15 protein-coding genes are annotated in these 21,896 nt (G+C 63.6%); 8 read left to right on the forward strand and 7 right to left on the reverse strand.

Annotation, left to right across the window (positions count from 1 at the left end):
- Window positions 1-334 precede the first annotated feature (334 nt).
- Complete coding sequence (gene fadD1 / locus M2S36_RS24145; RefSeq protein WP_333957987.1) at window positions 335-2,032, forward strand: long-chain-fatty-acid--CoA ligase FadD1; 1,698 nt, start codon at window positions 335-337, stop codon at window positions 2,030-2,032.
- Window positions 2,033-2,135: 103 nt separating this feature from the next.
- On the opposite strand, the gene M2S36_RS24150 is transcribed toward fadD1, so the two are convergent.
- Window positions 2,136-3,443, reverse strand: a complete 1,308-nt coding sequence (locus M2S36_RS24150) for an NAD(P)/FAD-dependent oxidoreductase (protein WP_063912939.1) — start codon at window positions 3,441-3,443, stop codon at window positions 2,136-2,138.
- A gap of 24 nt (window positions 3,444-3,467) precedes the next feature.
- Window positions 3,468-4,832, reverse strand: coding sequence for a glutamine synthetase family protein (locus tag M2S36_RS24155; protein ID WP_207830889.1), 1,365 nt, complete (start codon window positions 4,830-4,832; stop codon window positions 3,468-3,470).
- Window positions 4,833-5,305: 473 nt separating this feature from the next.
- Here M2S36_RS24155 and hrpA point away from each other — a divergent pair, with 473 nt between their 5' ends.
- Both hrpA and M2S36_RS24165 read left to right on the forward strand, forming a co-directional pair.
- A complete protein-coding gene (gene hrpA, locus M2S36_RS24160) occupies window positions 5,306-9,211 on the forward strand; it encodes an ATP-dependent RNA helicase HrpA (protein ID WP_207830891.1) in 3,906 nt (1,301 codons plus the stop codon).
- Between the two features lie 237 nt (window positions 9,212-9,448).
- Window positions 9,449-10,570, forward strand: a complete 1,122-nt coding sequence (locus tag M2S36_RS24165) for a beta-ketoacyl-ACP synthase III (protein ID WP_233693743.1) — start codon at window positions 9,449-9,451, stop codon at window positions 10,568-10,570.
- A gap of 198 nt (window positions 10,571-10,768) precedes the next feature.
- Here the strand turns inward: M2S36_RS24165 and M2S36_RS24170 are convergent, their stop codons facing one another.
- Window positions 10,769-12,013, reverse strand: coding sequence for a putative porin (locus M2S36_RS24170; RefSeq protein ID WP_025340175.1), 1,245 nt, complete (start codon window positions 12,011-12,013; stop codon window positions 10,769-10,771).
- Window positions 12,014-12,275: 262 nt separating this feature from the next.
- Between M2S36_RS24170 and M2S36_RS24175 the strand changes: the two genes are divergently transcribed.
- Window positions 12,276-13,403, forward strand: a complete 1,128-nt coding sequence (locus tag M2S36_RS24175) for a GNAT family N-acetyltransferase (RefSeq protein ID WP_207830895.1) — start codon at window positions 12,276-12,278, stop codon at window positions 13,401-13,403.
- Window positions 13,404-13,528: 125 nt separating this feature from the next.
- On the opposite strand, the gene M2S36_RS24180 is transcribed toward M2S36_RS24175, so the two are convergent.
- The 4 genes from M2S36_RS24180 to M2S36_RS24195 form a co-directional block, all read right to left on the reverse strand.
- On the reverse strand, window positions 13,529-15,361 hold the full coding sequence (locus M2S36_RS24180) for an ABC transporter ATP-binding protein (RefSeq protein WP_207830897.1): 1,833 nt from the start codon (window positions 15,359-15,361) through the stop codon (window positions 13,529-13,531).
- A 63-nt stretch (window positions 15,362-15,424) separates the two neighbouring features.
- Window positions 15,425-15,982, reverse strand: a complete 558-nt coding sequence (locus tag M2S36_RS24185) for a peptidylprolyl isomerase (protein ID WP_207830899.1) — start codon at window positions 15,980-15,982, stop codon at window positions 15,425-15,427.
- Window positions 15,976-16,788 carry an alpha/beta fold hydrolase gene (locus M2S36_RS24190; protein WP_063912932.1) on the reverse strand — a complete coding sequence of 271 codons (813 nt, stop codon included), beginning with the start codon at window positions 16,786-16,788 and terminating at the stop codon, window positions 15,976-15,978. The genes M2S36_RS24185 and M2S36_RS24190 overlap by 7 nt, the downstream gene beginning before the upstream one ends.
- Window positions 16,789-16,801: 13 nt before the next feature.
- On the reverse strand, window positions 16,802-17,725 hold the full coding sequence (locus M2S36_RS24195) for a LysR family transcriptional regulator (RefSeq protein WP_012273620.1): 924 nt from the start codon (window positions 17,723-17,725) through the stop codon (window positions 16,802-16,804).
- Between the two features lie 48 nt (window positions 17,726-17,773).
- On the opposite strand from M2S36_RS24195, the gene M2S36_RS24200 reads away from it, so the two are divergent.
- The 4 genes from M2S36_RS24200 (at window position 17,774) to M2S36_RS24215 (ending at window position 21,415) form a co-directional block, all read left to right on the forward strand.
- Window positions 17,774-18,088, forward strand: coding sequence for a hypothetical protein (locus M2S36_RS24200; RefSeq protein WP_063912931.1), 315 nt, complete (start codon window positions 17,774-17,776; stop codon window positions 18,086-18,088).
- A 111-nt stretch (window positions 18,089-18,199) separates the two neighbouring features.
- A complete protein-coding gene (locus M2S36_RS24205; RefSeq protein ID WP_039612586.1) occupies window positions 18,200-18,799 on the forward strand; it encodes an FMN-dependent NADH-azoreductase in 600 nt (199 codons plus the stop codon).
- Window positions 18,800-19,084: 285 nt separating this feature from the next.
- Window positions 19,085-19,966, forward strand: a complete 882-nt coding sequence (locus M2S36_RS24210; RefSeq protein WP_233693741.1) for a carboxylate/amino acid/amine transporter — start codon at window positions 19,085-19,087, stop codon at window positions 19,964-19,966.
- A 72-nt stretch (window positions 19,967-20,038) separates the two neighbouring features.
- Window positions 20,039-21,415 carry a purine-cytosine permease family protein gene (locus tag M2S36_RS24215; protein ID WP_333957988.1) on the forward strand — a complete coding sequence of 459 codons (1,377 nt, stop codon included), beginning with the start codon at window positions 20,039-20,041 and terminating at the stop codon, window positions 21,413-21,415.
- The last annotated feature ends 481 nt before the right edge of the window (window positions 21,416-21,896 follow it).

Genomic DNA, 21,896 nt, shown 5'->3' on the forward strand with positions numbered 1-21,896 from the left:
AACCCGCTCCCACAGGGGCTTGCAGTTCTCAAGGCCTGTGCAGTACCTGTGTGGGAGCGGGTTCACCCGCGAATGCTTTCAAACAGCTCTAGCAGGCTTTTTACAGCCCGATCTGCAACATTTTGGATAATTACTCTAAAAATGACCTGTATTGTTCATTGAGTCATTTTTGTGACCGTGAGGCCTGTTTTGGCCTCTAGGCGACCCCAGGCAAAGCTGTTACTCTCGGCCCGCTTTCAGATGATCCGGTTTGCAACGAGCCGTCATCTCATATCAATAATAAGCGCATCGACGCGTGAATCGAACTTCGCTGTTGCTGAAGGAGTGGGCTTCCATGATCGAACATTTTTGGAAGGATAAGTACCCAGCCGGGATTACGGCGGAAATCAATCCTGACGAATTCCCCAATATCCAGGCGGTACTCAAGCAATCCTGCCAACGCTTTGCCGACAAACCGGCCTTTAGCAACCTGGGCAAGACTATCACTTATGGCGAGCTGTATGCGCTGTCGGGGGCGTTTGCCGCCTGGTTGCAGCAGCATACCGACCTCAAGCCGGGTGACCGCATTGCCGTGCAGCTGCCTAACGTACTGCAATACCCGGTGGCGGTATTCGGTGCCATGCGTGCCGGGCTGATCGTGGTCAACACCAACCCGCTGTACACCGCACGGGAAATGGAACACCAGTTCAACGACTCCGGCGCCAAGGCCCTGGTGTGCCTGGCCAACATGGCCCACCTGGCCGAGAAGGTGGTGCCCAAGACCCAGGTCAGGCACGTCATCGTCACCGAAGTGGCCGACCTGCTGCCGCCGCTCAAGCGCCTGCTGATCAACAGCGTGATCAAGTATGTGAAGAAGATGGTACCGGCCTACAACCTGCCGCGTGCCGTACGCTTCAACGACGCACTGGCGCTGGGCAAGGGCCAGCCGGTGACCGAGGCCAATCCGCAGGCCAACGACGTGGCGGTGCTGCAGTACACCGGCGGCACCACCGGCGTGGCCAAGGGCGCGATGCTGACCCACCGCAACCTGGTGGCCAACATGCTGCAGTGCCGGGCACTGATGGGCGCCAACCTGCACGAGGGCTGTGAAATCCTCATCACCCCACTGCCGCTGTACCACATCTACGCCTTTACCTTCCATTGCATGGCCATGATGCTGATCGGCAACCACAACGTGCTGATCAGCAATCCGCGTGACCTGCCGGCCATGGTCAAGGAATTGGGCAAGTGGAAGTTCAGCGGCTTCGTCGGCCTCAACACCCTGTTCGTTGCCCTGTGCAACAACGAGGCCTTCCGCGCCCTGGACTTCTCGGCGCTGAAGATCACCCTGTCTGGTGGCATGGCCCTGCAGCTGAGCGTGGCCGAGCGCTGGAAGGCCGTGACCGGCTGCGCCATCTGCGAAGGCTATGGCATGACCGAGACCAGCCCGGTGGCCGCGGTGAACCCCTCAGAGGCCAACCAGGTCGGCACCATCGGCATTCCGGTGCCGTCCACCCTGTGCAAGGTCATCGACGATAACGGCAACGAGCTGCCGCTGGGCGAGGTGGGCGAGTTGTGCGTCAAGGGCCCGCAGGTGATGAAGGGCTACTGGCAGCGCGAGGAGGCTACCGCCGAGATCCTCGACAGCAATGGCTGGCTGAAGACCGGTGACATCGCCGTGATCCAGCCGGACGGCTACATGCGCATTGTCGACCGCAAGAAGGACATGATCCTGGTCTCGGGCTTCAACGTGTATCCCAACGAGCTGGAAGATGTGCTGGCGGCCCTGCCGGGCGTGCTGCAGTGCGCGGCCATCGGCGTGCCGGACGAGAAGTCCGGTGAAGTGATCAAGGTGTTCATCGTGGTCAAGCCGGGCATGACCGTGACCAAGGAACAGGTGATGGAGCACATGCGCGCCAACGTCACCGGCTACAAGGTTCCGCGCCAGATCGAGTTCCGCGATGCGCTGCCGACCACCAACGTGGGCAAGATCCTGCGCCGCGAACTGCGCGATGAAGAGCTGAAGAAGCAGGGCTTGAAGAAGACCGCCTGATCGACCTCACCGGCCTCTTCGCGGGCACGCCCGCTCCCACAGGTATTGCGCCAAGCCAGAGGGCTGCGCTGTACCTGTGGGAGCGGGCGTGCCCGCGAATGCTTCAGCGCAGTTTCTCCAGCATCTGGTAGTACCACATCCCCGCCGCCAGCAGCGGGTTGCCCAGCAAATCCCCCATCGGCACCCGCACATGCTTGCACTGGGCAAAGGTGTCGAACTTCTCCAGCGTCCCGGTCAGCGCCTCGGCCATGATCTCGCCCATGATGTGGCTGGTGGCAATCCCGTGCCCCGAATAGCCCTGGCAATACCACACGTTGTCCGACAGCTTGCCCAACTGGGGGATGCGGTTGACCACGATGCCCATGGCGCAGCTCCACTGGAACTCGATCGGCACGCCTTTCAATGCCGGGAAGGTGCGCTCGATGCACGGGCGCAGTTCGCCTTCGATATCCCGTGAATCACGGCCGGAATAGTTGGCGCCACCGCCAAACAGCAGGCGCTTGTCGGCGGTCAGGCGGTAGTAGTCGAGCACGAAGCGGCAGTCGTACACCGCCAGGTCCTGCGGGTTGATCTGCTCGGCCAGTTCCCCCAGCGGTGCGGTGGTGACAATGCCGCCCATGGCCGGGAAGATCTTGCCCTTGAGCTGGCGCTTTTCCAGCTTGTGGTACACATCGCCAGCCAGCATCACCTGGCGCGCCTCGACCCGCCCGTGAGCAGTGACCACCGCCGGGCGCGGGCCGTGGACGATGTCCAGCACTTCGGAGTTCTCGAAAATCAGCGCCCCCAGGCCATGGGCTGCACGGGCCTCGCCCAGGCACAGGTTGAGCGGGTGCAGGTGCAGGTTGCGCAGGTTCTTCAGCGCGCCCAGGTACAGCGGGCTTTGCAGGTGCTCGGCCATGCCGTTGCGGTCCAGCAGTTGCACCTGCTCGCCCATGCCGCGCCGCCGGGCCTCGGCTTCGAATGCGCGCAGCTCGTCCATGTGCGAGGGCTTCATCGCCGCATGCAGGTGGCCGCGCTTGAGGTCGCAGTCGATGCCGTAGCGCGCCACGCGCTGCTCGATCACCTGGTGCCCGCGCCAGCGCAAGTGCCAGATGAAGTCATCGACCTCGGCACCCAGGCGGTTACGCATCTGCGTGCGCATGGCTTCGTCGCCCGACAGGCTGCCGGTGACCTGGCCGCCGTTGCGCCCGCTGGCACCCCAGCCGATGCGGTTGGTTTCGACGATGGCCACTTTCAGGCCACGCTCGGCCAGTTCCACCGCCGTGGCCACGCCGGTAAAGCCGCCACCGATGATCGCCACATCCACCTGTACCGTGCCCTTGAGCTGCGGGTACTCGGTGTGGTCGTTGAGGGTGGCGCTGTAGTAGGACGGCGCGCGCTGCGCCGGGCCCTTGTTCAATGCTGCGTTCATGGGTGTTCCTTGTTAGGTGGGGGCTCAGGCCTGGTGCAGGTACCAGCGCCAGTCCTGCTCGCTGACTTCGGCCATGAACTGGCGGTACTCGGCGCGCTTGACCTTCAGGTACACGCCAAGGAAGTCCTCGCCCAGTGCTTCGCGAGCCCAGCTGGAATGCTGCAGGGCATCGAGAGCGGTCAGCCAGTCAGTGGGCAGGTGTTCGGTGGCCTGGGCATAGCCGTTGCCTTCTACCGGTGCCCCCGGGTCAAGTTGTTCACGGATGCCCCGGTGGCTGGCGGCAAGGATCGCCGCAGCGGCCAGGTAGGGGTTGGCGTCGGCGCCGCAGATGCGGTGCTCCACATGCCGGCTGTTGGCCGGGCCGCCCGGTATGCGCAGGCTCACGGTACGGTTGTCCACGCCCCAGGTCGGCGCCAGCGGTGCATAGCTGTTGGCCTGGAAGCGGCGGAACGAGTTGGCGTTGGGGCAGAACAGCAGCAGCGAGTCGCGCAGGTGGCGCAGCATGCCGGCCACGGCCTGGCGCAGCAGCGGGGTACCGGCCTTGTCCTCACTGGCGAACAGGTTGTTGCCGGCGCTGTCGGCCAGGCTCAGGTGCATGTGCATGCCGGTGCCGGCCAGTTGCGCGAACGGCTTGGCCATGAAGCAGGCCTGCATGCCATGGGCATGGGCCACGCCTTTGACCAGGCGCTTGTAGCGTACGGCCTGGTCCATCGCCTGCAGGGCGTCGCCGTGTTCGAGGGTGATTTCCACCTGGCCGGGAGCGTATTCCGAAATCGCCGTGCGGGCCGGGATGCCCTGGGCTTTGCAGGCGGCATAGAGGTCGGCGAGGAACGGCTCGATCTGCTCCAGTTCGCGCAGGCCATACACCTGGGTGGTGCGTGGGCGACCGCCATCGTTGTCCAGCGCCGGTTGCGGGCGGCCCTGGGCATCTGGTTGCTGGTCGAGCAGGTAGAACTCCAGCTCGCAGGCCATCACCGGATGGTAGCCATCGGCTTTCAACGCCTCGATGGTTCGCAGCAGCACGTGGCGCGGGTCGGCGATGCTGGCCGGCAGGCCCTCGCTTGGGTGCATGCTCACCTGCACTGCGGCGGTCGGCACCCGGCGCCAGGGCAGGCGCACCAGGCTGCCTTCAAGCGGGTAGGCGCGGCAGTCGATATCGCCGACGTCCCACACCAGGCCGGAGTTTTCCACGTCGTCGCCGTTCAGGGTCAGGCCGAGGATGGTGCTGGGCAGCGGCCGGCCGGTCTGGTACACGGCCAGCAGTTCCTCGCGGTGCAGCAGCTTGCCGCGCGGTACGCCGTTGGCGTCGAGGATGAACAGTTCAAACAGCTCGATATCGGGGTTGTCGGCCAGAAAACGGCTGGCCTGCTCTACGGGTGCAAAGTGCATGATGGATTCGCTCACGGGCGCACAGGGCCACCGCGCATGCAGGCGGCCCGGCTGATTCAAACGGCCAGACGACGGCCGGGTTGGGTCACCAAGGCGTGAGCGAGAAATCCGGTGGGCGCGCGTGACGGCAGTGCCACAGGGCCCAGAAGGCAAGGATGATGTGGACCAGCGGATTTTCACCGGCACGGCGCCGGGCCTTCGGCAGCGAAGGGCGGGATAGCGGTGGGGCGATGGGCTGGACGGGAGTCATGCCTTTGATACTCACATGCGGCGTAAGGTTGATTAAAGCAGTGAATGGCAACCTTTACATCGCATTTGGCTAAACATATGTGCTGTTGCAACTGGCCTCTTCGCGGGTTTACCCGCGAAGAGGCCGGCACAGGCAGCAGAGAACCGGCAAATCTGCGACAATCGCGCATCCTTCGAATGCCGATCATGAAAAAGCAGGCCCACCTGCATCACTAAAAAGCCCCATGACTGACCACGCCATCGACAAACTGCTGCAAAACCTCGACCACGCCATGATCGCCGACCGCCATCGCCTGCGCCGGCAATTGCACGAACTGCGCAAGCGCCCAGACGAGGCAAAGCTGGCGCAGTGGGTGGAAAAGGTCCAGGCGTCCTGCGCCCAGGTCACCGCGCGCCAGCAGAGCGTGCCGACCGTGCGCTACGACGACAGCCTGCCCATCGCTGCCAAGCGTGACGAAATCAAGAAGGCCTTGGCCGAACACCAGGTGCTGGTGATCGCCGGCGAAACCGGTTCGGGCAAGACCACCCAGTTGCCGAAGATCTGCCTGGAACTGGGCCGTGGCAGCCATGGCCTGATCGCCCACACCCAGCCACGCCGGATCGCCGCCCGCAGCGTTGCTGCGCGGGTCGCCGAAGAACTGGGCACGCCCCTGGGCGGGCTGGTCGGCTACCAGGTGCGCTTCGAGGACCAGAGCGACGCCAACACCCTGGTCAAGCTGATGACCGACGGCATCCTGCTGGCCGAAACCCAGCACGACCGTTTCCTCGAACGCTACGACACGATCATCGTCGACGAAGCCCATGAACGCAGCCTGAACATCGACTTCCTGCTCGGCTACCTGAAGACCCTGCTGCACCGTCGCCCGGACCTGAAGCTGATCATCACCTCGGCGACCATCGACCTGGAACGCTTCTCCAAACACTTCGACGGCGCACCGATCATCGAGGTGTCCGGGCGTACCTTCCCGGTGGAAACCTGGTACCGCCCGCTGACCAGCGAGCAGGACGAGGAGGGCAACCAGATCGAGGACGACCTCACCGTCGACCAGGCCATCCTCGCCACGCTGGATGAGCTGGCGCACCACGAGCGGAGTGAGGGCAAGGGCCCCGGCGATGTACTGATCTTCCTGCCGGGCGAGCGGGAGATCCGCGATGCCGCCGAGATCTTGCGCAAGGCGCAACTGCGCCATACCGAGATCCTGCCGTTGTACGCGCGCCTGTCGCCGGCCGAGCAGCAGCGCATCTTCCAGCCGCACACCGGGCGCCGCGTGGTGCTGGCCACCAACGTCGCGGAAACCTCGCTGACCGTGCCTGGCATCCGCTATGTGATCGACACCGGTACCGCACGCATCAGCCGCTACAGCTACCGCGCCAAGGTCCAGCGCCTGCCCATCGAGGCCGTGTCGCAGGCCAGTGCCAACCAGCGCAAGGGCCGCTGTGGCCGGGTCGAGCCGGGCATCTGCGTGCGCCTGTACAGCGAAGAGGATTTCAACAGCCGGCCGGCGTTCACCGACCCGGAGATCCTGCGCACCAACCTGGCGGCGGTGATCCTGCAGATGCTGCACCTGCGCCTGGGCGCGATCGACGCCTTCCCGTTCATCGAGCCGCCGGATGGCAAGGCCATCAGCGACGGTTTCAACCTGCTGCAGGAGCTGTCGGCGGTCAACCGCGAGAACCAGCTGACGCCGATCGGCCGCCAGCTGGCGCGCCTGCCGATCGACCCGCGGTTGGGCCGCATGCTGCTCGAAGGCGCGCGCCTGGGCAGCCTGCAGGAAGTGCTGATCGTCACCAGTGCGCTGTCGGTGCAAGACCCGCGCGAACGCCCGCCGGAGCGTCAGCAGGCCGCCGACCAGGCCCACGCGCAATGGAAGGACGTGGATTCCGACTTCGCCGCGCTGGTCAACCTGTGGCGTGGCTTCGAGGAACAGCGCCAGGCGCTGACCGCCAACCCGCTGCGCAACTGGTGCCGCAAGAACTTCCTGAATTACCTGCGCCTGCGCGAATGGCGCGATGCCCATCGCCAGCTGGCGCTGATCTGCCGTGACCTGCAGCTGACGGTGAACAAGGACCCGTCCGACTACCCGAAAATGCACAAGGCCATTCTCAGCGGCCTGCTCAGCCAGATCGGCCAGAAGACCGAAGAGGGCGACTACCAGGGCGCCCGCCAGCGGCGCTTCTGGGTGCACCCGTCGTCGGGCCTGGGGCGCAAGCGCCCGCAGTGGGTGATGGCTGCCGAACTGGTCGAAACCACCAAGCTGTACGCACGCATGGTGGCCAGGATCGAGCCGGACTGGATCGAGCCGCTGGCCGGCCACCTGGTCAAGAAGAACCACTTCGAGCCGCACTGGGAGAAGAAGCGCGGGCAGGTGGTGGCCTACGAGCAGATCACCCTGTACGGCCTGATCCTGGTCGGCCGTCGACCGGTGCATTTCGGCCCGATCGACCCGGTCACCTCGCGCGAGCTGTTCATCCGCGAAGGCCTGGTGCGTGGCGAAATCCAGTCGCGGGCCAAGTGCCTGGCGGCCAACAAGCGCCTGCTGGAAGAGCTCGACGAACTGGAGGCCAAGGCCCGCCGCCGTGACATCCTCGCCGACGAAGAGACGCTGTACGCCTTCTACGAAGCGCGCCTGCCGGCGGAAATCCACCAGACCGCGACCTTCGACAGCTGGTACCGCATGGGCAGCCAGAAGGACGCCAACCTGCTGATCATGCGCGAGGAAGACGTGTTGGCCCGTGAGGCCAGCGAAGTCACCGCCGCGCAATACCCCGACAGCATGCAGGTGGGCGAGCTGCGCCTGCCGCTGAGTTACCACTTCGAGCCCGGCCACCCCCGCGATGGCGTGACCGTACGGGTGCCGGCACCGCTGCTGCCGAGCCTGCCGGGCGAGCGCCTGGAATGGCTGGTGCCGGGCCTGCTGGAAGCCAAGTGCGTGGCGCTGGTGCGCAACCTGCCCAAGGCCCTGCGCAAGAACTTCGTGCCGGTGCCGGACTTCGTCAAGGCCTCGCTGGCGCGCATGACCTTTGGCCAGGGCGCATTGCCGCAGGCCCTGGGCCAGGAGCTGCTGCGCATGACCGGCGCCCGTGTGCCTGACGAGGCCTGGGACGAGTCGGTCAACCTGGTTGAAGGCCACCTGCGCATGAACATCGAAGTGGTCGACGGCCAGGGCAAGTTCCTGGGTGAAGGCCGCGACCTGGCCGAGCTGACCGCGCGCTTTGCCGCCGCCAGCCAGGCAGCGCTGGCCGTGCCGCGTGACGCCAAGAGCGAGCAACCGGTGCAGGCCAAGGCTTTCAGCGAGGTGAAGCAGACCGCGCAGCAGAAGATCGCCGGCCTGTCGATGACCGTGTACCCGGCGCTGGTGGAGGAGGGCGGCACCGTGCGCGAGGGGCGCTTCTCGACTCAGGCCGAAGCCGAGTTCCAGCACCGCCGCGCCTTGCAGCGCCTGTTGCTGCAGCAGTTGGCCGAGCCGGCCAAGTACCTGCGCGGCAAGCTGCCGGGACTGACCGAGCTGGGCCTGCTGTACCGGGAAATGGGCCGGGTCGAGGCGCTGGTCGAGGATATTCTACTGGCCAGCCTGGACAGCTGCATCCTTGAAGGCGAACAGCCGCTGCCACGCGATGGTGCGGCCCTGGCTGGCCTGGCCGAGCGCAAGCGCGGCAGCTGGGCCGAGCATGCCGAGCGCCTGGCACGGCAGACGTTGGAAGTGCTGAAGCTGTGGCATGGGCTGCAGAAGCGCTTCAAGGGCAAGATCGACCTGAGCCAGGCGGTGGCGCTGAACGACATCAAGCAACAGCTGGGCAATCTGGTGTACCCGGGCTTCGTGCGCGAAACCCCCGGGGCCTGGTTCAAGGAGCTACCGCGTTACCTCAAGGCGGTGGAACTGCGCCTGGAGAAGCTGGGTTCGCAGGTGCAGAAGGACCGGGTGTGGAGCGGCGAGCTGGCCAACCTGTGGGCGCAGTACAAGGCCCGTGCCGACAAGCATGCCCAGGAAGGCAAGCGCGATGAACAGTTGACCCTGTACCGCTGGTGGCTGGAGGAATATCGGGTGTCGCTGTTCGCCCAGCAGTTGGGGACCAAGGTGCCGATTTCCGACAAGCGATTGAGCAAGCAATGGAGCCAGGTGGAGGGCTAAACTTCCGCAGATGTGGCAATATTGATGCAATTTGTGGCCGCTTTGCGGCACCTTCGCGGGCACGCCCGCTCCCACAGGTGATGTGCAAGGTTCGCTGCCTGTGCTGTACCTGTGGGAGCGGGCGTGCCCGCGAACGAGGGCGCAGCCCTCGCCTTTAAATTGGCACTAAAGTGCCATTAACCTGTCATGTTTCCAGCCAGCGCCCCGTGGCGATGGCCTTTGACCAGAGGAACGACCGTGCATAACGTCGTGATCAGCGGCACCGGCCTGTACACCCCGGCCCAGAGCATTTCCAACGAAGAACTGGTGGCTTCCTTCAACACCTGGTCGCAGCAGTTCAACCAGGACAACGCCGCTGCCATCGAGCGCGGTGAAGTCGAAGCGGCGCCGCTGTCCGACGCGGCGTTCATCGAAAAGGCCTCGGGCATCAAGAGCCGCTTCGTCATGGACAAGGCCGGCATCCTCGACCCGCAGCGCATGAAACCGCGCCTGCCCGAGCGCTCCAACGACGAACCGTCGGTGCTCTGCGAAATGGCCGTGGCCGCTGCCCGCCAGGCCCTGGAGCGCGCCGGCCGCAGCGCTGCCGATGTCGACGGGGTGATCGTCGCCTGCTCCAACCTGCAGCGCCCGTACCCGGCCATCGCCATCGAAGTGCAGCAGGCGCTGGGCATCCAGGGCTTTGCCTTCGACATGAACGTGGCCTGTTCGTCGGCCACTTTCGGCATCCAGACTGCCGCCAACAGTGTGGCCCTGGGGCAGGCGCGTGCGGTGCTGATGGTCAACCCGGAGGTGTGCACCGGCCACCTGAACTTCCGAGACCGTGACAGCCACTTCATCTTTGGTGATGCCGCCACCGCGGTGTTGCTCGAACGTGCTGACAAGGCCACCTCGGCGCACCAGTTCGATATCGTCAGCAGCAAGCTGTGGACCGAGTTCTCCAACAACATCCGCAACAACTTCGGCTTCCTCAACCGCGCGGCGGAAGAGGGCGAGGGCGCGGCGGACAAGCTGTTCATCCAGGAAGGCCGCAAGGTGTTCCGCGAGGTGTGCCCGAAGGTGGCCGAGCTGATCGGTGAGCACCTGCAGGAAAACGGGCTGCAACCAGGCGATGTGAAACGCTTCTGGCTGCACCAGGCCAACCTCAGCATGAACCACCTGATCGTCAAGAAACTGCTGGGGCGTGAAGTGGCCGAGGAAGATGCACCGGTGATTCTCGACCGTTATGCCAATACCAGTTCGGCGGGGTCGGTGATTGCTTTCCACCTGTACCAGGACGACCTGGCCAAGGGTTCGCTGGGGGTGTTGAGCTCGTTTGGTGCGGGGTACTCGATTGGTAGCGTGATCCTGCGCAAGCGCTGATTGAGCGCAAGCCAGTACCGGCCTCTTCGCGGGTGAACCCGCTCCCACAGGGACACCACAGCATTCGAATCTGTGATATCCCTGTGGGAGCGGGTTTACCCGCGAAGAGGCCGGTGCATTTGTCACAGGCAAAAAAAGCGGGAAATGCCGGATGGGGTCGGCATTTCCCGCTTCAGCTGAAGCAGTGCAGGGTGTCGCTTAGAACTTGGCTTCCAGGTCTACCTGCAGCGTGTCTACGTCAGCATCGCTGTTCGGCAGGTTGGAGAAGTCGGTCTTGGCCATCATGTAGGCCGCGCCGAGGGCGAAGTTCTTGTCGATTTCGTAACCCACCTTGAACTTGTGGCCACGGGAACCGGTGAAGCCGTTACCGAAGTCGGAGTCGGTGAACAGGCTGACTACACCGTTACGCTGCACGTCGCGGTAGTTGTAGTCCAGGCTCCAGGCACCGATCTTGCTCTTCAGGCCAGCCAGCCAGGCCTTGTCCTTGCCATCGGTGCTTTCGGTGTTCTTGACGAACTGGCCGTAGGCCGACAGCGGGATGGCGAAGCCGGTGAAGTCGACCTGGCCGAAACCTTCCACCAGCTGGAACTCGTTGGTGGTGTTGCCCAGCGAACGCAGGGCAGCAGATTCCTTGTCGTTGTCGTAGCCGTAGATGCTGCCACCGACGGTGACCTTGACGGTGTCAGCCGCGTTGAACTTGGTACCCAGCTGGGCCGCGTACAGTTGTGCGTCGTGCTTGAACTGCACGCCGTCGCCGTCGACGTTGTCCTTCAGGTTGTAGTGGCCGATGCTGCCGAACACTTCGGCCGGGCCGAGGTTGGTCTTGTAGGTCGCGGCCAGGCCTTCCGGGTTGATGTCGCTGTCCCAGATGATGTCGCCCATGCTCACCCATGGCTGCAGCATCTTGCCGCCGATCAGGTGCAGGTTCGGGACGGCAGTCGGGTGCCAGTCGAGGTAGGCCAGGTCAACCCACAGCGATTTCTTCTCGAAGTAGTTGTCCAGGCTCTGGTTGGTCGAGCGGGCATCGGCGCTGCTGCCGGTGGCCACACGCACGCCGGCGTCGACCTGCGGGTTGATCTCGCTGTAGAAGCCGACACGGGCACGTACACGTTCACGGTCCTGGTTGCCGCTGCGAGCGATCGGGTCGTCGACGTTGACGTCTTCGTAACGCAGGCGCACATCACCCTTGATCTGAGTCTTGGCGGCCCATGCCACTTTCTGTTCAAAGGAGCTCATCCGTTCGGACTGAGCTTTCTGAGCGGCCTTTTCCTTGGTTTCTTGAGCCAGGTCCGCCTGCAGTTCGTTGTACTGCGCCTGGTTGATCGAGCCATTGGCGCGGAGCATTTCGAGCAGCTTGGCGTCGACAGCTGCACTGGCCGGAGTACTCAGAGCCAGCATCATGCCGGTGAGGCTCACTCCGGTAAGTGTAGAAACAAGACGCATAAGGTTCTCCCTGTTGAATAAGATGGGGGAGGCTCAAGCGTCCGCCCCGTGTTGGCATGTCTTCGGAAAGGGCCTGAATAGACAGGTTCTGGGGTTCCGGAAAACAGGCGCAAGTATTGCGGGGGCGAATGACAGATTAATGTCGAATTAGTGGCACTGCGGTTAAGTAATTGAGAATGAAAGGATCTGGCCCGGCGTTGGTGATTTGAGTGACGGGCCTTCCTTGGGGATACTGGGTACCTTGAGACAGCGAGCCAAAACCGTGACCAGCCTGTATAGCCTTGCCCATTTGCGTGATCTTCCGGCGGCCACCTGGGATGCCCTGGTGCCGGCCGGCCAACCGTTCCTGCGCCATGCGTTTCTCAGTGCCATGGAGGACAGCGGCAGCGTCGCACGCAGCACCGGCTGGGCCGCCGAGCACCTGGTGCTGGAGCGGGACGGGCAGGTACGGGCACTGCTGCCGGCGTACCGCAAATGGCACTCGTTTGGCGAGTACGTGTTCGACCATGGCTGGGCCGATGCCTGTGAGCGGGCCGGCATCGCCTACTACCCCAAGCTGCTGGGTGCCGTGCCGTTCAGCCCGGTCAGCGGCCCGCGCCTGCTCGCCGCCGACCCAGCCGATGGCTTGCTGGTGCTGCAGGCGTTGCCGGAGTATCTGGGCAAGGGTGGGCTGTCTGGCGCGCACATCAATTTCACCGAGCCGGCGCTGGACGAACAACTGGCCAGCCAGCCGGGCTGGATGGAGCGCCTGGGTTGCCAGTTCCATTGGCGCAACCACGGCTACCGCGACTTCCAGGATTTTCTCGACAGCCTGAGTTCGCGCAAGCGCAAGCAGATGCGCAAGGAACGTGAACAGGTGGCCGGGCACGGCATTGAGTTCCGCTGGTACCGTGGGGGAGAACTGGATGAGGCGCAGTGGGATTTCGTCTACCGCTGCTACGCCAACACCTATGCGGTGCGCCGCCGTGCGCCCTATCTGACACGCGCGTTTTTCAGCCTGCTGGCAGAACGCATGCCCGAGGCGTTGCGTGTGGTGATGGCGCGGCAGGGTGGGCGTGATGTGGCCATGGCCCTGAGCCTGGTGGGGGGCGACAGCCTGTTTGGCCGCTACTGGGGGTGCCTGGATGAATTCGACCGGCTGCATTTCGAAACCTGTTTCTACCAGGGCATGGACTTTGCCATTGCCGAGGGTTTGCAGCGCTTCGATGCCGGGGCGCAGGGGGAGCACAAGCTGATTCGCGGGTTCGAACCGGTGCTGACGCGGTCGTGGCACTACCTGCTGCACCCGGGGTTGCGGCGGGCGGTGGAGGATTTTCTGGTGCAGGAGCGGGAAGGGGTGCGGGCCTATGCCGAGGAAGCCCGGGGGATGTTGCCCTATCGCCGGGACTGATCCATTCATATTGCCTGTGCCGGCCCTTTCGCGGGTGAACCCGCTCCCACAGGTACTGCACAGACCGTGAAATTTGTGCGGTCCCTGTGGGAGCGGGTTCACCCGCGAAGAGGCCAGTACAGGAATCAGTCGACCCCGACAAACCCCCCGGTCTGGTGATGCCACAACCGGGCATACAACCCTTGCTGCTCCAGCAGTTCACTGTGGCTGCCACTTTCTACAATCCGCCCCTTGTCCAGCACCACCAGCCGGTCCATCCGCGCAATGGTGGACAGCCGGTGGGCAATGGCGATCACTGTCTTGCCCTGCATCAGCGTCTCCAGGCTTTCCTGGATCGCTGCCTCCACCTCCGAGTCCAGCGCCGAGGTGGCCTCGTCCATGATCAGTATCGGCGCATTCTTCAACAGCACCCGGGCAATGGCGATACGCTGGCGCTGCCCGCCCGACAACTTGACCCCGCGCTCGCCCACGTGGGCATCGAAGCCGGTGCGGCCCAGGGCATCCGACAGCTGCGGGATGAACTCGTCAGCCCGCGCCCGGCGTACTGCTTCGAGCAGCTCGGCCTCGCTGGCACCGGGGCGGCCATACAGCAGGTTGTCGCGGATCGAGCGGTGCAGCAGCGAGGTGTCCTGGGTGATCATGCCGATCTGCGCGCGCAGGCTGGCCTGGCTTACCTCGGCAATGTCCTGGCCGTCGATGAGGATGCGCCCGCCCTGCACGTCGTACAGCCGTAGCAGCAGGTTGACCAGGGTCGACTTGCCCGCCCCGGACGGGCCGATCAGGCCGATCTTCTCGCCCGGTCGGATGTCCAGGTCGAGCCCTTCGATCACATTGGCGGCCTTGCCGTAATGGAAGTCCACATCATCGAAACGCACCGCGCCGCGGCTGACCTTGAGCGCTGGCGCGTTGGGCCGGTCGGTGACGGTGACCGGCTGGGCGATGGTCTGCAGGCCGTCCTGGACCATGCCGATGTTTTCGAAGATGCCGTTGACCACCCACATGATCCAGCCCGACATGTTGACGATGCGGATCACCAGACCGGTGGCCAGGGCGATGGCGCCGACGGTGATCAGCGACTGGCTCCACAACCACAGCGCCAGACCGGTGGTGGCGACCACCAGCAAGCCGTTGAGGGTGGTGATGACCACGTCCATGCTGGTGACCACGCGCGCTGCCAGCTGGGTTTTCTCGGTCTGTTCGCTGATCGCTTCGCGGGCGTACTGCTGTTCGTAGTCGGTATGGGCGAACAGCTTGAGGGTGGCGATGTTGGTGTAGCCATCGACGATTCGCCCCATCAGCTTGGAGCGGGCATCGGAGGAAATAACCGAACGTTCCTTCACCCGTGGCACAAAGTAGTACAGCGCGGCGATGTAGCCGATGATCCACAGCAGCAGCGGCAGCATCAGGCGCCAGTCGGCCTCGGCGAACAGCACCAGCGAGGTGATGGCGTAGATCAGCACATGCCACAGCGCATCCACCGCCTGCACGGCGGAGTCGCGCAGCGAGTTGCCGGTCTGCATGATGCGCTGGGCGATGCGCCCGGCGAAATCGCTCTGGAAGAAGTTCAGGCTCTGCTTGAGCACATAGGTGTGGTTTTGCCAGCGGATCAGGCTGGTCATGCCGGGGTTGATGGTCTGGTGCACCAGCAGATCGTGCAGGCCGAAGAACACCGGCCGCAGCAGCAGGATCACCACCAGCATCCAGATCAGCTCGCCACTGTGCTCACTGAAGAAGTTGGCATTGGGTGTGCCCTGGGCCAGGTCGATGATGCGGCTCAGGTAGCTGAACATCGCCACCTCGATCAGTGAGGCGAACAGGCCGACCACCAGCAGGGCGAGAAAGCTCGGCCACACCTGGCGCAGGTAATACAGGTAGAACGGCCAGACCTGGCCGGGCGGCGACTCGCTGGGCGCGTCGCGGAAGATGTCGATCAGTTGTTCGAAACGGCGGTACAGCATGGGTGACGACACTCCTGTTTCATCCGGCCCTCAGGCGGTTTCACGTCCCTGTGAAGCCTGCGGTCAGTCGATGCGTTTGGCCGACTTGATGTAGACCGGGTCGGCCGGTACATCGCGCATGCCTTTCTTGATGGTGGTTGGCGAATTGACGATCTGGTCAACCACCTCCATGCCCTTGGTCACCTTGCCGAACACGGCATAGCCACGGTCACGCCCAGGGTTGAGGAAGTCGTTGTCGGCCACGTTGATGAAGAACTGGCTGGTGGCCGAGTTCGGGTCCTGGGTACGGGCCATGGCCAGCGTGCCACGGGTGTTCTGCAGGCCGTTGCCGGCTTCGTTGGTGATCGGGGCGCGGGTGTTCTTCTGCACCATCTGGTCGGTGAAGCCACCGCCCTGGACCATGAAGCCCGGGATTACACGGTGGAAGATGGTGTTGTTGTAGAAGCCGCTGTCGACGTACTCGAGGAAGTTCTTGGTACTGACCGGCGCCTTCTCGGCATTCAGCTCGATTTCGACCTGGCCGAAGCTGGTGTCCAGCAATACGTGCGGGGTCTTGTCGGAGGCCATGACGCTGGTGGCGAAGGCGACCGAGCAGGCGGTGAGCAGGAGTTTTTTCAGCATGGGCTCAAAGATCCTTGAGAGGTGGAAGCGGCTGCAAGGAATTGCAGCAGGGTCTGGTTGAAGACCTCGGGTTGGTCGAGGGGTGTAGCGTGCCGGGAATCGTCGATGACCACCAGCCTGGCGTGAGGCATCAGGGCGACGTAGCGCTGCTTCAGTTGTATCGGCGTGTAATCGTGGTCGGCGGCAACCACCAGGGTAGGACAGTGGATCTGCCCGATGCGTTCCTGCACGCCCCAGTCGACGATGGCGTCGAAGCTCTTGAGGTAGGCGCGCTTGTCGTTGCGTGCCCAGCGCTGGGCCATTTTCTGCCGCAGTTCGGCCTGCTGCGGTTTGGGAAACAGCCGCTCGGCCAGGCCCTTGCCGACGGTTTCGACACTGAGCAGGCGCGCCAGGCCCCAGCGCTTGAGCCACCACAGCCAGTCATTGCGGGTGCGGCGCTTGACCTCGGGGGCGCTGTTGACGATGCACAGGCTGCGCAGCCATTGCGGGTGGTCGACGGCAAACTGGAAGCCGACCATGCCGCCCATGGACAGGCCGACGAAGTGCACGGGGCCGGTGTGCAGGTGTTCGAGCAGGGCCAGCAGGTCGGCACTGAAGGTGGCGATCTGGTAACCGTCGCGTGGCTTGTCGGAGCGGCCGTGGCCACGGATGTCCATGAGGATTACTCGGTAGTGGCGGCTGAGCACCGGCACCTGCAGCTCCCAGTCCTGGCAGCTGGAGCCCAGGCCATGCAGCAATACCAAGGGTTCGCCCTGGCCATATTCCTCGTAATGCAGTGCGCATCCTTCGTGTTCGAAATAGGCCATGGGCGCGGTCCTCTCAGGCTTGTGGGGGGGCTGCGAAGGGCACGTCCAGTGGGGCGGTGTCGAAATTGCGCAGCAGGTCGATGAGAATCTGCGTGGCCGGGCCCAAGGTCTTCTCTTTGCTCGAATAAAGGTAGAACAGTGGGTGGCGGCTGCCACCCTGATCCAGCGGCAACGGCTTGAGCACGCCTTCGCGCAGCTCGCGCTCGATCATGTGCCGGGGCAGCCAGGCAAAGCCCAGGCCGCTGCTGACGAAGGTAGCGGCGGTGCCCAGGCTGCCGACGGTCCAGCGCTGCTCGGCACCCAGCCAGCCGACATCGCGCGGCTGAGCGCGGCCGGAGTCGCGGATTACCACCTGCAACTGGCTTTCCAGGTCCTGGAAGGTCAGCTCGCGGCCCAGGCGGTGCAGGCTGTGTTCGGGGTGGGCAACGGCGACGAACTCCACCGCGCTCAGTTCGGCGCCCAGGTAGCCGCCGATGCTGTAGCTGCTGATGGCCAGGTCGGCGATGCCTTCGTGCATCACTTCCTCGACGCCAGACAGCACTTCTTCACGCAGGCGCACGCGGCAGCCGCGGCTCTGCGGCATGAACGCGGCCAGGGCGCGTACCAGGCGGGCGCTGGGGTAGGCGGCATCGACCACCAGGCGTACCTCGGCCTCCCAACCCTGTTCCATGTGGTGGGCGAGGTCTTCGAGCTGGCTGGCCTGCTTGACCAGATGGCGGGAGCGGCGCAGCAGGACATTGCCGGCCTCGGTGAGTACCGCCTTGCGGCCGTCGATGCGCAGCAGCGGCACGCCCAGTTGCTCCTGCATGCGGGCCACGGTGTAGCTGACCGATGACTGCGAGCGGTGCAGTGCCTCGGCGGCCTGGGCAAACCCGCCGTGATCGACCACTGCTTGCAGGGTTCGCCACTGGTCAAGGGTTACGCGCGGCGCTTTCATCTTTCGCTCCTGTTGTCCTAAGCTGCGCTCTTTCAAGGAGAGCGGCCCATGAAGAAATGTTGTGCGGCAATACTGATGTGCCTGCCCCTCGGGGCCATGGCTTATCCCATCGACGTGGAGAAGGAACTGACCGGGGTCAAACTCGACTACACCGCCTATGACACGGCCTATGACATTGGCGCCATCACCCTCAACAACTATGGGCAGGTACCGGCCGCGTGCAAGGTGACCTTCCGTAACGGCCCGGAAGCACCACGGGTGCGCCGGGTGATGGTACCGGCCGGGAAAAGTGTCGATGTCACCGCCAAGTTCAACCGGCAGATCATCAAACTACGGATCGCCTTGAACTGCACTGCAGAATAAGCTGATAAATCGATAGATTGAACCCATTTTTTACGCTTTTTTATCGATAGGTCAAGCCGTAATCTCACCTCCATCGAATCGCAACCCTTTTTGCCGATGGAGGCACCCCCAATGTCCCGCGTACTGATCATCGAAAGCAGCGCCCGCCAGCAGGATTCCGTTTCCCGTCAGCTGACCCGTGATTTCATCCAGCAGTGGCAGGCCGCCCACCCGGCCGATCAGATCAGCGTGCGCGACCTGGCCGTGAACCCGGTGCCGCACCTGGACGCCAACCTGCTGGGTGGCTGGATGAAGCCTGAAGAACAGCGCAGCGCTGCCGAACTGGAAGCGCTGGCCCGATCCAACCAACTGACTGATGAATTGCTTGCTGCCGATGTGCTGGTGATGGCTGCGCCGATGTACAACTTCACCATCCCCAGCACCCTCAAGGCCTGGCTGGACCACGTGCTGCGTGCCGGCATCACCTTCAAGTACACCCCCACCGGCCCGCAGGGCTTGCTGACCGGCAAGCGCGCCATTGTCCTGACGGCCCGTGGCGGCATCCACGCCGGTGCCACCAGCGACCACCAGGAACCGTACCTGCGCCAGGTAATGGCCTTCATCGGCATTCACGATGTCGACTTCATCCATGCCGAAGGCCTGAACATGAGCGGCGAGTTCCACGAGAAGGGCGTCAACCAGGCCAAGGCCAAGCTGGCGGCGGTGGCCTGAAGCTTAGCGAATTCCCAACCCTGACACCTGTTGTTGCTCCTTTGGGTGTACCTGCCCGGCCCGCATGGCCGGGCTTTTTTATGCCTGTGAATTTTGTGGGGGCCTGTGCCGGCCTCTTCGCGGGTAAACCCGCTCCCACAGGAATATCACGGCACCTGAGATCAGTGGTGTCCCTGTGGGAGCGGGTTTACCCGCGAAGAGGCCGGCACAGCCCCACATTCCTCATGGTTGAACTCATTCATCGCAACCCGCTAAGGTCGCGGCCTTGATCCACGAGAGGCAACCATGGGCTACCTGATAATCGTCGCGCTGATCCAGGCGTTTTCCTTCAGCCTGATCGGCGAGTACCTGGCCGGGCACGTCGACAGCTACTTTGCCGTGCTCGCGCGCGTGGTGCTGGCTGGCCTGGTGTTCCTGCCGCTGACTCGCTGGCGCCAGGTCGAGCCGCGCTTCATGCGCGCGATGCTGCTGATCGGTGCGCTGCAGTACGGCATCACCTACGTCTGCCTGTACCTGAGCTTTCGCGTGCTCACCGTGCCGGAGGTGCTGCTGTTCACCATCCTCACGCCGTTGCACGTGACGCTGATCGAAGACGCCATGAACCGGCGCTTCAACCCGTGGGCCCTGGTGGCAGCGCTGGTGGCGGTGGCCGGCGCGGCGGTGATCCGCTTCGACACCATCAGCGGCGAGTTCTTCATCGGCTTCCTGCTGCTGCAACTGGCCAACTTCACCTACGCCGCCGGCCAGGTGCTGTACCGCCACCTGGTAGCACGCCACCCCAGCGACTTGCCGCACTACAAGCGTTTTGGCTACTTCTACCTGGGCGCGTTGATCGTGGTGTTGCCGGCCTTCCTGCTGTTTGGCAATGCCCAGCATTTGCCGACCAGCAACGTGCAGTGGCTGGTGTTGCTGTTCCTGGGCCTGTGCCCGACGGCGCTGGGGCTGTACTGGTGGAACAAGGGCGCCTGCCTGGTTTCGGGCGCGACGCTGGCGGTGATGAACAACCTGCATGTACCGGTAGGGCTGCTGATCAATTTGCTGATCTGGAACCAGGACGAACCACTGGGCAGGCTGTTCATCGGCGGGGCGGTGATCCTGGCGTCGGTGTGGATGAGCCGCCTGGGTACACTGACGTTATCAAGCAAGCCATGGCGCAGTCAGCTATGACGCGTTCGTTACTGAACCCAAATCCCGCCGGTACCTACCCGATAATCATGAAAATAAAATCGGGAGACCGGCGTGAAGCTAGAAACGCGAAGTATCGAATTTGTCCCACACGCTGAGCGTTATGGCACGCCTAAACGATTGTTCACCATCTGGTTCAGCTCCAACTTCCAGATAACCGCCCTGATGGTCGGCACCTTGGGGGTGGCCTCGGGGCTGAGCCTGGGCTGGACCTTGCTGGGCCTGTTGGTCGGCAACCTGATCGGCACCGTGTTCATGGCCGCGCACTCTGCCCAGGGGCCACACCTGGGCGTGCCACAGATGATCCAGAGCCGGGCCCAGTTCGGTGTCCATGGCGCGGCGCTCCCACTGCTGGTGATGGTCACGGCCGCAGTCCTGTTCCTCGCCGCCAGCGGCGTGCTGATGCGCAATGCCCTGCAGGCTCTGGTGCCCATGAGCGATGACCAGGCGATCGTGGTGGTCGGCTTGCTGACCTTTGTCATCGGCTTTGTCGGCTACGAACTCATCCACCGCCTCGGGGCGTGGATGAGCCTGTTGTCCACCTTGGTTTTTGCTGGTGCCCTGGTGCTGATTCTGCTGCACCCCGGCGACATGGCAACCACAACGGCGGTGAGTACCGGCTTTTCGTTCACCGCGTTCAACCTGATCGTTGCCCAGTCGGCCTCGTGGACGCTGGGGTATGGCCCGTATGTGGCCGATTACTCGCGCTACCTCCCGGCCAACGTCAACCCGCGCGCCACGTTCTGGGCCACCTATTGCGGTTGTGCGCTGGGCTCCTTCGCCATGATGGCATTGGGCGCGCTGGTAGCCGTGGAGCTGCCCTCGGCACTGGGGCATGACCCGGCCACAGCCATTGCCGCGTTGTTTGGCCCGTGGGCGCCGTTGGCGCTGGCAGTGATTGCGCTGGGGGTGATCCAGTACAACGTCCTGTGCCTGTACAGTGCCTACATGTCGTCGGTCACGATCTTTGGCGCCTTCAAGACCATCCGGCGCGTGACCGCGACTGCCAAGGCCCTGGTAATGGCTGGCCTGACCGCAGCGGCAACGGTGATCGCCATCGCCACCCAGTACAATTTCGATACGTTCTTTGCCGACATCCTGATCGGCCAGCTGTACCTGCTGATTCCATGGAGCGCGATCAACCTGGTGGATTACTACTGGGTATGCCGCGGCCACTATGACGTGGGGGCGCTGTATGACGCCAAGGGGCGTTACGGCTGCTTCAATCGTCGAAGCCTGGCGGTGTACGCCGTGTCGATCATCGGTACCATCCCGTTCATGAAGCTGTCGTTCTATACGGGCTTCGTGGCCGAGTGGCTGGGGGCGGACATCAGTTGGGCGATGGGGTTGATCCTGGCTGGCGCGCTGTATTGCATGGTCCATGGGCGCGAGAGCAACCGCCTTTCGACAACCATGAATGTGCACCCCTGACTCGGCCTTGACAGGGAGAGGGCTGCTTAAACACCACCCTCAGGCGTAATGCCTGTCAATCAAGCAATTTGGGGCCGCTTTGCGGCCCATCGCCGGCAAGCCAGCTTCTATCAAACAAAAGGTAACCCACTGTTTTTCCTAAAAGAAAAAACAGGTGCGCGGGGTCAATGGCGGCGAAGTGTTCACTCTTCTATACGTGGTCACAGCAAGCTGTGCCGACAGGGACTAACGCCGATGCCATTTGGGCCACTCTCTCATTCGGGAGCAAAGCTGCACACCAGTGCGGTCTACGGCCTCTTTCCCGCGCATTCGGAACCATAGCAAAGCATTCGGCGCTTGACCTACTCGGATCAGTCGCCGAATGCTTTTCAAGATCTTGATGTCAGCGCAGATCTAAAGTCATGCGCATCCTGTTTGCTGCGCGATAGCGCAGCCCGGCAGGGCTGGGCGGACTCTCATTGAACTGCACATAACTCATTGA

Source organism: Pseudomonas sp. SF2 (assembly GCF_036858055.1).
Taxonomy (GTDB): Bacteria; Pseudomonadota; Gammaproteobacteria; order Pseudomonadales; family Pseudomonadaceae; genus Aquipseudomonas.